Origin of the sequence: Anaeromonas frigoriresistens, from assembly GCF_016820655.1 — a bacterium.
GTDB lineage: Bacteria > Bacillota > Clostridia > Tissierellales > SIT17 > Anaeromonas > Anaeromonas frigoriresistens.
Map to the genome: position 1 here is coordinate 68,357 of NZ_WSFT01000016.1, position 14,842 is coordinate 83,198.

13 protein-coding genes are annotated in these 14,842 nt (G+C 28.6%); all 13 read right to left on the bottom strand.

What is annotated here, in order from left to right; all coding sequences use genetic code 11:
• Positions 1–9: 9 nt before the first annotated feature.
• Positions 10–1,986, bottom strand: coding sequence for an excinuclease ABC subunit UvrB (gene uvrB / locus GOQ27_RS03025; RefSeq protein ID WP_203365346.1), 1,977 nt, complete (start codon positions 1,984–1,986; stop codon positions 10–12).
• 136 nt (positions 1,987–2,122) lie between these two features.
• The gene (locus GOQ27_RS03030) at positions 2,123–3,154 is read right to left on the bottom strand and encodes a hypothetical protein (protein ID WP_203365347.1); all 1,032 of its coding nucleotides are present in this window, start codon (positions 3,152–3,154) and stop codon (positions 2,123–2,125) included.
• A 70-nt stretch (positions 3,155–3,224) separates the two neighbouring features.
• Positions 3,225–4,424 (bottom strand): S41 family peptidase, encoded by a 1,200-nt coding sequence (locus GOQ27_RS03035; RefSeq protein ID WP_203365348.1) that lies wholly within the window; start codon positions 4,422–4,424, stop codon positions 3,225–3,227.
• Between the two features lie 136 nt (positions 4,425–4,560).
• Complete coding sequence (locus tag GOQ27_RS17265) at positions 4,561–5,694, bottom strand: murein hydrolase activator EnvC family protein (RefSeq protein WP_203365349.1); 1,134 nt, start codon at positions 5,692–5,694, stop codon at positions 4,561–4,563.
• 12 nt (positions 5,695–5,706) lie between these two features.
• Positions 5,707–6,603, bottom strand: a complete 897-nt coding sequence (gene ftsX / locus GOQ27_RS03045) for a permease-like cell division protein FtsX (RefSeq protein WP_203365350.1) — start codon at positions 6,601–6,603, stop codon at positions 5,707–5,709.
• The gene (ftsE, locus tag GOQ27_RS03050; protein ID WP_203365351.1) at positions 6,593–7,279 is read right to left on the bottom strand and encodes a cell division ATP-binding protein FtsE; all 687 of its coding nucleotides are present in this window, start codon (positions 7,277–7,279) and stop codon (positions 6,593–6,595) included. The genes ftsX and ftsE overlap by 11 nt, the downstream gene beginning before the upstream one ends.
• Before the next feature lie 84 nt (positions 7,280–7,363).
• Complete coding sequence (locus GOQ27_RS03055; RefSeq protein ID WP_203365352.1) at positions 7,364–8,305, bottom strand: PucR family transcriptional regulator; 942 nt, start codon at positions 8,303–8,305, stop codon at positions 7,364–7,366.
• Between the two features lie 359 nt (positions 8,306–8,664).
• Positions 8,665–9,783, bottom strand: a complete 1,119-nt coding sequence (locus GOQ27_RS03060) for an ABC transporter ATP-binding protein (protein WP_203365353.1) — start codon at positions 9,781–9,783, stop codon at positions 8,665–8,667.
• Positions 9,784–9,945: 162 nt separating this feature from the next.
• The gene (locus GOQ27_RS03065) at positions 9,946–12,327 is read right to left on the bottom strand and encodes an ATP-binding protein (RefSeq protein WP_203365354.1); all 2,382 of its coding nucleotides are present in this window, start codon (positions 12,325–12,327) and stop codon (positions 9,946–9,948) included.
• A gap of 75 nt (positions 12,328–12,402) precedes the next feature.
• Positions 12,403–12,840 (bottom strand): protease complex subunit PrcB family protein, encoded by a 438-nt coding sequence (locus GOQ27_RS03070; RefSeq protein ID WP_203365355.1) that lies wholly within the window; start codon positions 12,838–12,840, stop codon positions 12,403–12,405.
• A 125-nt stretch (positions 12,841–12,965) separates the two neighbouring features.
• Positions 12,966–13,829, bottom strand: coding sequence for a YitT family protein (locus GOQ27_RS03075; protein WP_203365356.1), 864 nt, complete (start codon positions 13,827–13,829; stop codon positions 12,966–12,968).
• 260 nt (positions 13,830–14,089) lie between these two features.
• Positions 14,090–14,440 carry a type II toxin-antitoxin system PemK/MazF family toxin gene (locus GOQ27_RS03080; protein WP_203365461.1) on the bottom strand — a complete coding sequence of 117 codons (351 nt, stop codon included), beginning with the start codon at positions 14,438–14,440 and terminating at the stop codon, positions 14,090–14,092.
• A gap of 2 nt (positions 14,441–14,442) precedes the next feature.
• On the bottom strand, positions 14,443–14,718 hold the full coding sequence (locus GOQ27_RS03085) for a CopG family ribbon-helix-helix protein (RefSeq protein WP_203365357.1): 276 nt from the start codon (positions 14,716–14,718) through the stop codon (positions 14,443–14,445).
• Positions 14,719–14,842 lie beyond the last annotated feature (124 nt).

The following is a 14,842-nucleotide window of genomic DNA, read 5'->3' on the forward strand; positions in this document are numbered from 1 at the left end:
AGATTTTTCTTATTTTTCATCTAATTTTCGCTGAAGTTCTGTTATTTTATCCCTTAACTCCGCTGCTCTTTCAAATTGTAAATTTTCTGCTGCTTCCATCATATCTGTTTCTAATCCAATGAGAATATTCTCTATTTCCTCTTTAGACATACCCTTATCTACATTATAATTTCCCTCTTCTTCTGCTGCTTTAGTTGCCTCTATCACATCTCTTACAGCTTTTTTGATAGTCATAGGCGTTATATTATGTTCATCATTATATTCTATCTGAATACTTCTTCTTCTATTAGTTTCACTTATAGCTCTATTCATAGAATTTGTTATTTTATCTGCATACATTATTACTTTACCCTCTGAGTTTCTAGCTGCTCTTCCAATTGTTTGTATCATTGATGTTTCTGATCTTAAAAATCCTTCTTTATCTGCATCTAATATAGCCACTAAAGAAACCTCTGGTAAATCCAACCCTTCTCTTAGTAAGTTAATTCCTACTAATACGTCAAATTTCCCTAATCTTAAGTCCCTTATTATTTCCATTCTTTCAATTGTTTTTATATCTGAATGAAGATAATTAACTTTTATTCCTATCTCTTTAAAATAATTAGTCAAATCCTCAGACATCTTTTTAGTTAAAGTAGTCACTAATACCCTTTGATTTTTCTCTGCCCTATCCTTTATTTCTTTAACTAAATTATCTATCTGATGCTCTGTAGGTCTTACTTCTACTTGAGGATCTAATAATCCAGTAGGTCTTATAATTTGTTCAACTATCTCTTGAGAATGTTCAGCTTCATAAGGACCTGGAGTTGCACTAACAAATACAATTTGATTAATAAGTTCTTCAAATTCATTAAATCTTAAAGGTCTGTTGTCCATAGCTGATGGTAACCTAAAGCCATGATCTACTAATGTTTGTTTTCTTGATCTATCTCCTGCATACATTCCTCTTATCTGAGGGATGCTGACATGAGACTCATCTGCTACTATCAAAAAATCCTTTGGAAAATAATCTATTAAAGTATAAGGTTTACTCCCTGCAGGTCTACCGCTAAGATGTCTTGAATAATTCTCTATTCCATTGCAATATCCCATTTCTCTAAGCATTTCTATGTCATACATAGTACGTTGTTGTAATCTTTGAGCTTCTAATAGCTTGTCTTCACTTCTTAACTCCTTTAATCTTTCCTCTAACTCTTCTTCTATAATCCCAATTGCTCCTTCTATCTTGTCTTGGGATGTAGCAAAGTGAGAGGCTGGAAATATAGATACATGATTCCTTCTACCAATTATTTCTCCTGTTAATGAATTAACTTCAGTAATTCTATCGATTTCATCACCGAAGAACTCTACTCTTATAGCATTCTCACTAGAAGATGCAGGAAATATCTCTACAATATCTCCTCTAACCCTAAAAGTACCTCTAATGAAATTAATGTCATTTCTCTCATATTGAATGTCTACAAGTTTTTTAATTATTTCATCTCTATCCTTTATCATTCCAGGTCTTAAGGATACAACTAAGTTTTCATAATCTATTGGATCTCCTAAGCCATATATACATGATACACTAGCTACAATTATTACATCTTCTCTTTCATATAAAGAAGCAGTGGCTGAATGTCGTAGTTTATCTATTTCATCATTTATCGATGCATCTTTTTCTATATAAGTATCAGAACCAGGAACGTAGGCTTCTGGTTGATAATAATCATAGTAACTTACAAAATACTCTACCGCATTATCAGGAAAAAACTCTCTAAATTCACTAGCTAATTGTGCTGCTAATGTTTTATTATGGGCTATTACTAAAGTTGGTTTTTGTACATTCTCAATTATATTTGCCATAGTGAAAGTCTTACCTGATCCAGTAACTCCTAATAATGTTTGGAACTTTTTCCCTTTATCTATTCCTTCAGTTAATTTCTTTATAGCCCTTGGTTGGTCTCCCGTAGGCTTAAATTCTGATTTTATTTTAAATTTTCCCATATCATCACCTCAATACAATCTTCTCAGGAACGTCTGTTCGTTTTTATTATATGTTTACTTTACTATTAAGTCAATACATGTATTAATATTTATTCCCTATTTATCATAAATCCTAACAATATTCTTTGATGGTATCTTATAATCTAAATTTATCAGTATATGCGATTATATTAGGATTGTTAATTAAAGGTACTATATTAAGTTTGCAAGAATTTATATTCAATTTCTTTATATTATCTTTTTCATCAGTATATTTCACCTCATAAAATTTACCATATATAAAAATGATTCTCTTAATATCATCTATATTTTGCACTTTATGATTATTGATTTCAATTATAGTATCTAGAGGTTTAAAAAAGATATTTTCATCTAATACATCTAATACTCTCACTCCATTTTTTGAACATAAATATCTATTATCTCTCCAATTATGAGTATTAATTTTTATGATTAATTCATGGATAACTATAGAATATAAACACAATAAAAAAAGTAATACTTTATTATCTTGGATTAAAAATAAAAATAAAACAATACTACTCCCATATAATATTGAATTAATAGCTGATTTCTTAGTTCTGAATTTTATATCTCCACTAGTAATTAAATTTTTATATCCTAATAAAAATGGAAATAATATAAAAAATCCTTCTACACTTGTTATTATAGGAATTACCCATATAGAATCAAAATAATATCCAGCTTTGATTTCACCATTTTCTTCCAGATATAATGGCATTCTATTTTTATAACTATTAATATATATAATTATTCCTTCAGCTAAATGAAAGATCCCGATTAGATACAAGATATTTTTAGAATTATTAATATCACTAAGCAATATAAATACTATTGATAATATACTACCTCCATAACTCATACAAATAAACCTTTTATCTATAAATGATAAGATTATCGATATTATATAAATATATAATATATAGATATCTATTTCTACTCCTATAAGAGTTATAAATAAACTAGTCAGTATACCCACTAATATTCCAATGGAGATATTAGTATAGATTACCTTTTTTGTATTTCTTATTTCCTTTCCAAATAAAATCACTTCATTTTTTCTCTTTTTTTCTTCTTTATAATAGATAATGAATGTGGCTATTATAAAGAATGGATTAAATAGTAATAAGTATTCTATAGGTAACACCTCCTATGTTGAGTATTGACCTATAGAATAAATAAATATCAATATTAAAGGAAAAGATATAGGTTTTAACCTACATCTTTTCCTTTAATATTTCTATAGCTTTCTGAAGTTGAATATCTTTATCTATATTATCTATTCCACCTTGAACATCTTCAGGTAATTCTATTTCTACATCTGGTTTAATACCTGTACCATGGATATTAGTACCACTTGGTGTAAAATACTCAGAAACAGTAATCTTAAATCCAGAGCCATCATTTAATTGCTGAATTCTTTGTACAATTCCCTTTCCAAATGTAGTTGTTCCTACTATAGTACCTGTATTAGTATCTTTGATCGCTCCTGATAAAATCTCTGATGCACTAGCACTACCTTCGTTTACTAAAACAACCAATGGAAGTCCTAGTTTATCTTCATCTGACTTATAGTAGTCTCGTTCTCCATTTTTTGTCTCAGTATAAACTATATCTGATTCACCTATTAATAAATCCGCTATTTTAGCAGTTTTGTCTAATAGTCCTCCTGGATTATTTCTTAAATCAATCACTAGACTTTCCATACCTTTATCTTGTAATTCAGAAAGGTGTTTTTTAAAATCATCATATACCAGTTCATCAAATTGTATTATTCTTATATATCCAATATTTCCTTCAATCATTTGAGATTTAACGCTTATTAAGCGAATTTGCTTCCTTGTTAATGTTACTGTTATTTCCTCTGGTTCTTTTCCTTCTAACTCTCTTAATATAGTAAGACTAACATCTGTTCCAGGTTCCCCCTTCATAACATCTACTGCCTCATCCATATTTTTTGCAAAAAATTCTTTATCATTTACTTTAATTATTTTATCTCCTGGTTTTATCCCTGCCTTTTCTCCAGGTGTATCTTCTATTGGAGAGACTACTGTAATAAAATTGTCATCTCCTGGTGTAACAATAACCCCTATACCTCCATAGCTACCTTCAGTTTGATCCATGAAGTCATCAAATTCGCTTTTTGTCATATAAACTGAATATGGATCATCTAAGGAGTCAAATAATCCTTTTAATTGTCCATCTAACATTTCTTCTTCTGTAACTTCATTTAAATAGTTCTGTTTTATATATTGTTCAAGATATGCAACTTTGCTCTCATTATCCAATTGATTTTTAGGTATTATTACCTTAGATCCAATTGTTAATTGAACCATGTTATCCAATGCGAATGTAGTTGCAGCTGTTAATAATACTAGTACTAATCCTATAGCAATAGCTTTCTTTTTTGATATCATCAAATTCACCTCAAGATAAATATTCTAATAATTAAGTCTATTAAATACATGATAACATTATACCACTTAGCATTTATCATTTCAATTTACTATTAAGCTTAATAAAAAACAGAGTACTAAGTACTCTGTTTCTAAACTATTTTAAATATGATAATGGATTTACATATTGTCCATTCTTTCTTACCTCAAAGTGTAAATGTGGTCCAGTAGAATTCCCTGAACTTCCTCCACGGGCTATTGCTTGCCCAGCATTTACATTTTGTCCTACACTTACTAGTAAGGATTGATTATGAGCATATAATGTAACCATTTGTCCTCCATGATCCACCATCACAGTATTTCCATATCCATTTTTCCATCCAGCAAAAATAACTGTTCCACTATTAGCAGCTACAACAGTAGGACCATATTGTCCTCCATAGCTTATATCTATACCAGTATGCATTTTTCTAGTTCCAAAGATAGGGTGTATTCTATATCCAAAAGGAGAGCTTACTCTATATTTTCCAGGTACTGGCCATTTATAAACTCCACCAACATATTCTTTTGTGGGACTTTGTAACTTTTTAATATCATTTGTAACCTTATTCGCTTCATTATTTAATTGATCTTCTAATTTCTCAAGTTTAGAGTGTTCTTTCTTTAATTTATTCATTTGATTTTGCTTAGATCTATTCGCCAGTTTCAACTTATCTTTCTGTATCTTAACTTCATTTTGCTGATGATCCAGTAATTTTTTTTGTCTTTCAAGATCTTCTTTTTTGTCTTCAATTATATCTCTTTGTTCTTGCATATATCTTAATAATTCAACATCTTGATCTGCAATTCTTTGAACTAAGTCTAATCTACTTAGTAAATCAGTAAAACTTTCTGCACCAAATAGTACTTCTAAGTAACTAGCATTTCCGTTTTTATACATAACTCTTAATCTAGCATTTAAAGTATCATTCTTAATGTCTATATTTTTTTGAGCTTCCACTAATTCTTCTTCTGTCTTATCTATATCTCCTAGTACTTTAGAAATTCTTTCTTCTACTTCTTTAATTCTTTTCGAAGCTTCATTAATTTCAGTATCTAGTTTTTCTATCTCTTTTTTCACTGCAGACATTTCACCTTCTTTATCTGCCAATTTATCTTTTGTCTCTTTTAACTCAGATTTTACTTCCTTTTGTTTTTCCTTTAAACTATCAACATCACCCGCATATGCAAATCCTACATTTGAAAAGATCGCTAATGCAATTAATAATGACAATATCTTCTCTTTTTTCAATATAGAGCCCCCCTAAACTTTTAAGAATCTTCTCAATGATACTACACTACCAATTACCCCAATTCCAACTCCAATAGAAATGAACATAATTACTATATCACTAAAAAGACTATAGTACGGTATCATATACACTGTGGCAAAAACATATAGTTTTTGACTAGCTACTTCAAATAAATACTTATATCCGAACCCTATTATACTGATAGCAACAATAGAACCTATAATTCCTAACAATACTCCTTCTACTATGAAAGGTCCTCTTATAAAACCATTAGTTGCTCCTACATATTTCATAATACTTATTTCTTTTTGTCTAGCTGCTACTGTTATTTTAATTGTATTTGAGATAATAAATATTGATATTAATATCAATATACCTATTACAATCAAACCACCATTTCTAACTAAAGTTGATATAGTTAACATTCGTTCTACTATATCCCTAAAGTATTTAATGTCTTCTATGCCTTCCATTTCGTTAATACTACTTACTACAGCTTCTGAATCCTCAAGGTTATCTACTCTTATTATGAAGGAATCAGGAAATGGATTTTCTTCTAAATCTTCTAGAAGATATGATTTATCTTCCCACTGATCTTGCATGGTCTCTAGTGCATCTTCTTTAGACTTATAAACAATCTCTACGATACCGTCGGTATTTTCTAAACTACTTTTTAAACTATTCACTTGTTCTTCTGTAGCATCCTCTGATATAAACACTTCAATCTCATCAAATTCTTGTTTTAGCATAATAGCAAGATTATTTACATTTAAAACCATTATCAAAATGATTCCTAATATTATTAAAGTGGATGTAACAGAACCAATAGAAGCTAAACTCATCATTCTATTACGCCATATACCTATAAACCCTTGCTTCAGGGTATATAAGATTGTTCTAAAATTCATATCCGTAAACACCCTTCCTGTCATCTCTAGTAACTTTTCCTTCTGATAAGGCAATTACTCTTTTTTGCATTACATCAACTATGTCTTTTGCATGGGTTGCCATTAGCACAGTTGTCCCTCTTCTATTTATATCTTTTAATACATTCATTATTTCCCAGGCAGTATCTGGATCAAGGTTACCTGTAGGCTCATCTGCAATTAACACAGTAGGATTGTTTACAATTGCCCTTGCAATAGAAACCCTTTGCTGTTCTCCTCCTGATAATTGATTTGGAAAACTATCAGCCTTATGACTTAGTCCTACTAAGTTTAATACCTTAGGTACTTGTCTTCTGATTTCCTTTGCTGACTGTCCAATAATCTCCATTGCGAAAGCAATATTTTCATAAACAGTTTTATTTTGTAATAATCTAAAGTCCTGAAAAACCATACCAATAAGACGTCTTATTTCTGGGATACTCCTATTCGTTACTTTAGTTATATCTTTATTTGCTAAATATAATTTACCTTTATCAGGATCAATTTCTTTCATAAGTAACTTTATCAAGGTAGATTTACCAGCTCCACTAGATCCTACTAGAAATACAAAATCCCCTTTTTCTATGTGAATATTAACATCATTTAATGCCTTAACACCATTCTTATATTCTTTTACTACATTCTGTAGACGTATCATTATGCTTCACTCCCGTCTAAGTTTTATATTCTACAGTAATCTTAATTTTCCTTTTAAATATGTTGATTTTCTAATAATGTTTTTTTATTTATTAAATACTAAATAATTATTTAATATCAACAGTACTCTAAATTTTAGAGCATCTTCAAAGTTCCTTAAATCTAGACTTGTATTCTTCTGTATTTTATCTAACCTGTATATTAATGTATTTCTGTGTATATATAGATTTCTTGCTGCTTCACTTATATTTAAATCACAAGATAAAAATACTATTCCAGTTCTTATATCTTCCTCATCCAAAGATTTAATTCCATAGTTATATACCTCAGCAACTATATCATTCATATCATCCACTGATATCTTAGATAAAATTCTATAAATTAGTAGCTCATCATAACGATGAATATTATGAGGTAATTTGAAGCCTTCTGCTATATTAATTGATTCTACACTTTGTTGATAGGTAGTTTTCATTTCCACAGCTTTTTTAGATGAACTGATACCTATTTTAACCTTTTCTAATATCTCTACCTCTATTAATTCTACAATTAACTTTGCAAAATCAATTGCTTGGTTCAATTCTTTTTCAGTAAATATAGTTATTATATTTTCTTCAGTTTTAGTTATATATTTTATTTCTTCTAGATTTAATAATATCTCAAATACATCTTCAATCCTATCTACATTGTATATTTTCAATGTTATAGATATAAATGAACTCTTTATATCTATATTTAAACTATTAAGGTACTCCTGAATTTCGATTTTATTTAAATCCTCTTTCAAAATTCTGTTTATAGCATCATTTCTATGGGTAGTCTTATAATAGTTAGAAAATTTTTGTGAAATTAAAAATTCTAATAGTTCTTTTTCATTATTGGTAATATTATTTATTTGAGTATATACGTAATAATGAATTTTATTAGATTTAAATTGATATACTAAATTTTCTTTTCCATCAATTTTTTCTGTCATATATAGATTATAAGATGTTGATGAATTAATATTTCTCAACATTTTTTCCATGTCTTTTTTTGTTAACATAATATCACCTAAATACTATTATAATGAATTTATACTAAGAATAAAAGGGTAAATTGAAATTATTTTGTAACCTTCTAGAAATATTCTACCATATTCCTATATAAATTGTAATCTAAATGTAATAAAACTATCAATTAATTATATTTAATATTTTTAATCTTTATGTTTAAATATATTTTAACTCACCAATATATATTATCATAATTATTCTCTAACTTACAATTGTTGAATAGTACTATTTTTTAGTGAACTGAATTTTACAATATATATAACAAAAAGTAGAAGATATATATTTCTTCTACTTTTTGTTATATATATTAAATTAAATGAGAAGAGTAATTTTAGAATATTGTTTCTTCACTTTCTTTATCGAATAGATGTATTCTATTCTTATCGAAAGCCAATTTAGCTGTATCTCCAGCTTTTGCTTTATTTCTGGCATCTACTCTAGCAATAGCATTCTTTCCGAATATATTTAAATATAAATACGTCTCAGAACCCATCATCTCTGTAACATCTACTATAGCTTCAAAACTACTATCCTTAGAACTTTCTACAAATATCTTTTCATCATGAATATCTTCAGGCCTTATTCCCATTATTACTGGTTTTCCAAAGTGATTGCCTTCTTTTAATAATTTAGCTCTACCTTCAGGTAATTTAACCTTTATATTGCTATTTTCTAATAATAAATAACAATTATCAATATCAGTAGCTTCTATTTCACCCTCAAAGAAGTTCATTTGAGGACTTCCTATAAAACCTGCAACAAATACATTTGATGGATGTTCATAAACATTTTGTGGTGTATCTGCTTGTTGGATTATTCCATCCTTCATTATTACTATTCTATCTCCCATTGTCATAGCTTCTGTTTGATCATGAGTTACATAAATAAATGTAGTTTGAAGCTTTTTATGAAGCTTTGAAATCTCAGTTCTAGTCTGAACTCTTAGTTTTGCATCAAGATTAGATAATGGTTCATCCATAAGAAATACCTTTGGATTTCTTACTATAGCTCTTCCTAAAGCCACCCTTTGTCTCTGTCCACCAGATAATGCTTTTGGCTTTCTCTCTAAAAGATTTTCGATACCTAGTATCTGTGCAGCTTCTTTTACCTTTTCATCTATTTCATTTTTAGGTGTTTTTCTCAATTTCAATCCAAAAGCCATATTATCATATACAGTCATGTGAGGATATAAGGCATAGTTTTGAAACACCATTGCTATATCTCTATTTTTAGGTGGTATATCATTCACTAATTTTTCACCTATATATAATTCACCATTTGAAATTTCTTCTAATCCTGCAACCATTCTCAATGTAGTAGATTTACCACATCCCGAAGGACCTACTAAAACAATAAACTCTTTATCCTTTATTTCTAAATTAAAATCATCTACAGCTTTCACATTTCCAGGATAAATTTTTTCTATATTTTTAAAAGTTAAACCAGCCATTAAAATCCTCCTTATTGTTATTATTAATTTTAAATTATTTCTATTAGTATAATTATATTTTATCTAAATGTTAGTTTTATATCTATTGACATATCATACAATTTTTCTTGTGTATTTTAATTAATGTGAACAAACACAAAATAAAACTCCCTTTAGGGAGTTCTATTCGTACTCTTTATTATATTGAGCAAAACTATCTAACTTCTTTTCTACAAAATAATAGATGGTATCTTTAGGATAATTTCCTTCTTCATTTAACTTTCCAGCTGACATTCCTGTTAATATCTCTATTCCTTCATCTACATTCTTTATTGAATATATAGTAAATACGCCATTTTTTACTGCCTCTATAACTTCTTGAGAAAGCATAAGATTATTTACATTTTGGTATGGTATTATAACCCCTTCATCTCCATTGAATCCTTTAGCTTTACATACCTTAAAATATCCTTCTATCTTTTCATTCGCTCCCCCTATAGGTTGTATCTTTCCTTTTTGATTAATTGATCCAGTCACTGCTATTGCTTGGTTAATTGGAATCTCAGATAAACTAGATAATAAAGCATATAATTCTGTACTAGAAGCACTATCTCCATCAATTATGTCATAGGATTGTTCAAAGGTGATGCTAGCTGATAAAGATAATGGTCTATCTTTTGCAAATTTATCTCCTATATAACCATTTAATATTAAAACTCCTTTATCATAACTACTGCCACTTTGATCAACTTCTCTTTCAATTGATATAATTCCATCTTCTCCTACAAAAGTAGAAACCGTTATTTTATTAGGTCTACCAAATGAATATTGTCCTGAATCCATAACGGCTAGCCCATTTATTTGTCCTATTTCATATCCATTAGTTTGTAAAAGTAAAGTCTCATCTTCAAATAATTCATGTAATTTTGTTTCATATTTATTATTTCTATACATTTTATGTTGTAACGCCTTCTCTATGTGGTATTCCGTAACGATTGATGATTTCTCTGACCTCCCCAATGCATCAGCCTCATATAACAATTCTACAATATAATTAAATCTACAGGTAAGTTTTCTCTGATCCTCGGCTAGCTTAGATGAGTATTCTACTATTTTCCCAATACTTTTTTTATCAAAGGGTAATAAATCATCCTTTTTACAATGATGAGAGACAAATTTTGCAATTAACATCATATTTTCTTCTGTTCTTTTCATTTCAACATCAAAATCCGCTCTAATGCGAAATAATTTCTTAAAATCATCATCATTTGTGTATAATAGTTGATATAAATAATAGTCCCCAATGATTATTATTTTAATGTCTAAGGGAATGGCTTCTGGTCTAAGGCTTTCCGAAATTAAACTTTCTTTTGAGACATTCTCTATTCTTATCTCATCTGACATAAGACATCTTTTTAATCCTTCCCATACGTAAGGACTTTTAAGAATATCCTTTGCTTGCACAATTAAATATCCACCGTTAGCTTCATGTATTGCTCCTGGTTTTATTCTAGTATGATCAGTTTTTAATACTCCCAATTGATTTATATATTCAATTTTGCCTAACAAATTATAATAATTAGGATTTATTTCTTTTATTACTGGTCCACCATTTAAATTACTATTATCAATAAAAAGATTAACTTCATATCGAGTGAAAAAATCTTTGTCATCTACTTTTTTTTGCAATAACTTCAATTGATTATCTTCACTTTCCTCTTCCTTGAATTTCTCATAATTCTCTATAATATCTGTTTTGACTTCGTCTAAATACCTTATTACTTCTTCATTACTACTTAGGATAGATTTTATTGGATTAATATTAAATTCTATAGTTTGTTTAACAATCTCTTTGTTCAATTTTTCAATTTTATTTGACAAGTTATTCTCTTCATTCTTTAGCTTTTTAATAGTATCAAAGGTATCAGATTGTAATTTACTTGATTCCTCTTTTAATAATTTTATGCTTTCAGAGTCTAATTTCTCCAATTGTTGTTTAGACATTGGTTTACCGTCTACCAAAGGATATGTTACTAACCCACCATCAATATATTCAAATTCAAAATTATATTCAATCGCAGTTTTATTTAATTCATCTACAGTTTTTTCAATGATAAATTCATACTCTTTATAAATATCATCAATTTTTTCCTCATGAGTTTTTGAGCTTAACACTTTTGGTATTTCATTCTGAAGACTAGTTATTAGTTTCTCTAATTCTTTTTTTAAAATTATTCCTTGACCTTTTTCTAATCCTACTGATTTGGGACTTTCTGGCTTAATAAAATTATACACATAACACCAATCTTTGCACTTTCCTTTGTCTTTAGAGAATTCCTTAGCTAAAGAATAAGAGTAACTATTCCTTCCTGTACCAGTCAATCCAGAAACATATATATTGTAACCTTTTCTATTTATAGAAAGTCCAAACTTCAGAGCTTCCATTGCTCTTTCTTGTCCTATAAGGCCTTCCCAATCTTCTACTTCTTCAGTAGTATTAAAGTCGAACAGACTAAGATCGCACTCTTTTTTTAATTGATTAATACTAATTTTATAGTTATCCATGCCTTCCCCCCTAAACTTTATATATTTTAATATATATACCCGACTCATAAAAATAATCACCAGAATTTCTGGTGATTATTCTAAATAATTTGTTTTCAAATAAATTCTCTCAGGTAATAATTCTAATTCTGTAATAGCTACTACAGTAGGATAAGTAATAACCTGAGGTACTATCTCATCTGGTTTAGGGTCTTTATAGTCAGCATATACTATTAAATCAAATTTATCTTCATTAGGCTTTTTTTCAATTTTATCTATTGTAACCTTATAACCATCAGTTCTTTGTTCCCCTCTTGTAACAATAATATATATTTTCCCATCTACCTTACAAGCAAGAGCTCTTTCTTCCTGTTGATATTTTGGCAATAACTGATTTACTTTTTCAGGTATACCATCTTTTTCAACGATTTTAAAAGCCACTTTTTCATCCCCCCTATTTAATAAAAGTTTAGGGATAAAAATAACACCTAAGATAATTATTAAAATAATAATAATTATCCACAACTTCTTCATATAACCCCCCCTATTTTTATATCCTCTAGCTAAAAGATTTAATTCCTTTTAACCTAGTCCTTTTCTATACATGATATTCCATATTCAGGGGGATTATTCTTATATATTGATTTCTCCAAGAATAATTAATTACTCTTTATTTCTTTAAAGCCTTCTCCTAATACCTCATGAATATCTGTTACCATAACAAAAGCTCTATTATCTAATCTATGAATTAACTCTTTAAGTTTTATTATCTCCGCTCTGTTTACTACACATAATAGGGTATCTCTATCTAGGCCTGTATACATCCCTTTACCTTTTAATATTGTTGCCCCTCTATCAATCTCATTTAATATAGCTTCTCCTATCTCCTGTGGCTTTTCAGATATTATTAAGAAAGCTTTAGTGTAACTAAGACCTTCCATTATCTGATCAATTACTTTTACTAAAATATATAAAGCTATTATTGAATACAATGCGGTATCAAGTTTTCTATCTACTAATCCAGCAAAGATAACTACCATTAAATCTATAAACATCATTAGTTTTGCTATACTAAAACTAGGTATATATTTATGTAATATAGCACCCCCTAAGTCAGTTCCACCTGTAGTGCCTCCAAATTTAAATACCATACCTATTCCAATACCTATAAGAACTCCACCAAATATGGAAGCTAAAAGCAAGTTAGTTGTTGCAACATTATGGGGCAAAATTCTTATAAAGAAGGATAACCCAAATGTGGCATATAGTGTTTTCGCTCCAAAGGCCTTTCCTAAAGTGAGTACACCAACTATAAACAAAGGAACATTAATCAATAGATTAGTAACATCAATTTTCAAAAAACCATTTGTTAGTTTTTGAATTACTATTGCAAGTCCTGTAACTCCCCCAGGAGCAATCATATTTGGTTCTAAAAACATATTCAACGATATCGCCATAATAACAGTACCTATTGTTATTGCTATATAATCTATTAAATATTTATACCATTGTTTGTTATTCATAAAAAATCTCCTTTCATTGAATAATTAGAATTTAATATAGTCAATATATCATTTTATAAATTTAGATGTAAAGACATCTATTATTTTATACCATTATTACTTAAGAACAAACTAATTTTCTGTCATAATTAGAAAATAAGAATATTTCCTAGGAAATTTGTCGAATTTCTTATACTGAATTACCCTTTAACTTTTCTATACAATAAAAAAGCTAGAAATTATTACATTTCTAACTTTACTTACATACCATAATAAAATTTTTAAAATTCTACAAGGCCCGTACTTATTTTCAAACAGTCATTCACTTTTCCCATCATCTCTTCATCAAAATGTCCTACTTTTTCTCTTAATCGTTTTTTATCTATTGTCCTTATTTGTTCTAATAAAACTACAGAGTCTTTAGTTAACCCATATTCTGATGCATTTATTTCTATATGAGTAGGTAATTTTGCTTTATTAATTTGAGATGTAATAGCAGCAATAATTATAGTAGGACTATATTTATTGCCTACATCATTTTGTATTACTAATACAGGTCTAACTCCTCCTTGTTCAGAACCAATAACAGGACTCAAATCAGCATAAAATATATCTCCTCTTTTAATAATCAACATCACTCACATCCTGTCAACTGTGCTTCATAATCACAGAGTTCATGATGATCTTCTTCTATACCAATCTCAGCTATAGTCAGGTTTATATTGCCCATTTCTCTATAGCCTATCTTCATTCGCTCTCTGATTTGTACTCTCTTTCGTTCTCTAATATAAAGCTTCATAGCTTCTCTAATAAATTCACTTCTGTTTTTCTTTTCAATAGATACGATTCCATCAATTTCTTTCAATAATGTGTCAGGCATACTGATCATTATTCTTTTTGTTTCGGCCATCAGAGCACCTCCGAACAGTAATTATTAAGATGTTATTATTCCAAATATACACTTATATATATTATATTCGTATACATAGAAGTATATACTAGATTATATATTAGGAATTGTATATTTTCAATCA

Excerpts from the sequence above, each read along its gene's own strand:
- uvrB (WP_203365346.1), bottom strand. The coding sequence starts at position 1,986 with ATGGGAAAATTTAAAATAAAATCAGAATTTAAGCCTACGGGAGACCAA.
- GOQ27_RS03035 (WP_203365348.1), bottom strand. The coding sequence starts at position 4,424 with ATGATATCAAAAAAGAAAGCTATTGCTATAGGATTAGTACTAGTATTA.
- ftsX (WP_203365350.1), bottom strand. The coding sequence starts at position 6,603 with ATGAATTTTAGAACAATCTTATATACCCTGAAGCAAGGGTTTATAGGT.
- ftsE (WP_203365351.1), bottom strand. The coding sequence starts at position 7,279 with ATGATACGTCTACAGAATGTAGTAAAAGAATATAAGAATGGTGTTAAG.
- GOQ27_RS03055 (WP_203365352.1), bottom strand. The coding sequence starts at position 8,305 with ATGGAAAAAATGTTGAGAAATATTAATTCATCAACATCTTATAATCTA.
- GOQ27_RS03060 (WP_203365353.1), bottom strand. The coding sequence starts at position 9,783 with ATGGCTGGTTTAACTTTTAAAAATATAGAAAAAATTTATCCTGGAAAT.
- GOQ27_RS03065 (WP_203365354.1), bottom strand. The coding sequence starts at position 12,327 with ATGGATAACTATAAAATTAGTATTAATCAATTAAAAAAAGAGTGCGAT.
- GOQ27_RS03070 (WP_203365355.1), bottom strand. The coding sequence starts at position 12,840 with ATGAAGAAGTTGTGGATAATTATTATTATTTTAATAATTATCTTAGGT.
- GOQ27_RS03075 (WP_203365356.1), bottom strand. The coding sequence starts at position 13,829 with ATGAATAACAAACAATGGTATAAATATTTAATAGATTATATAGCAATA.
- GOQ27_RS03085 (WP_203365357.1), bottom strand. The coding sequence starts at position 14,718 with ATGGCCGAAACAAAAAGAATAATGATCAGTATGCCTGACACATTATTG.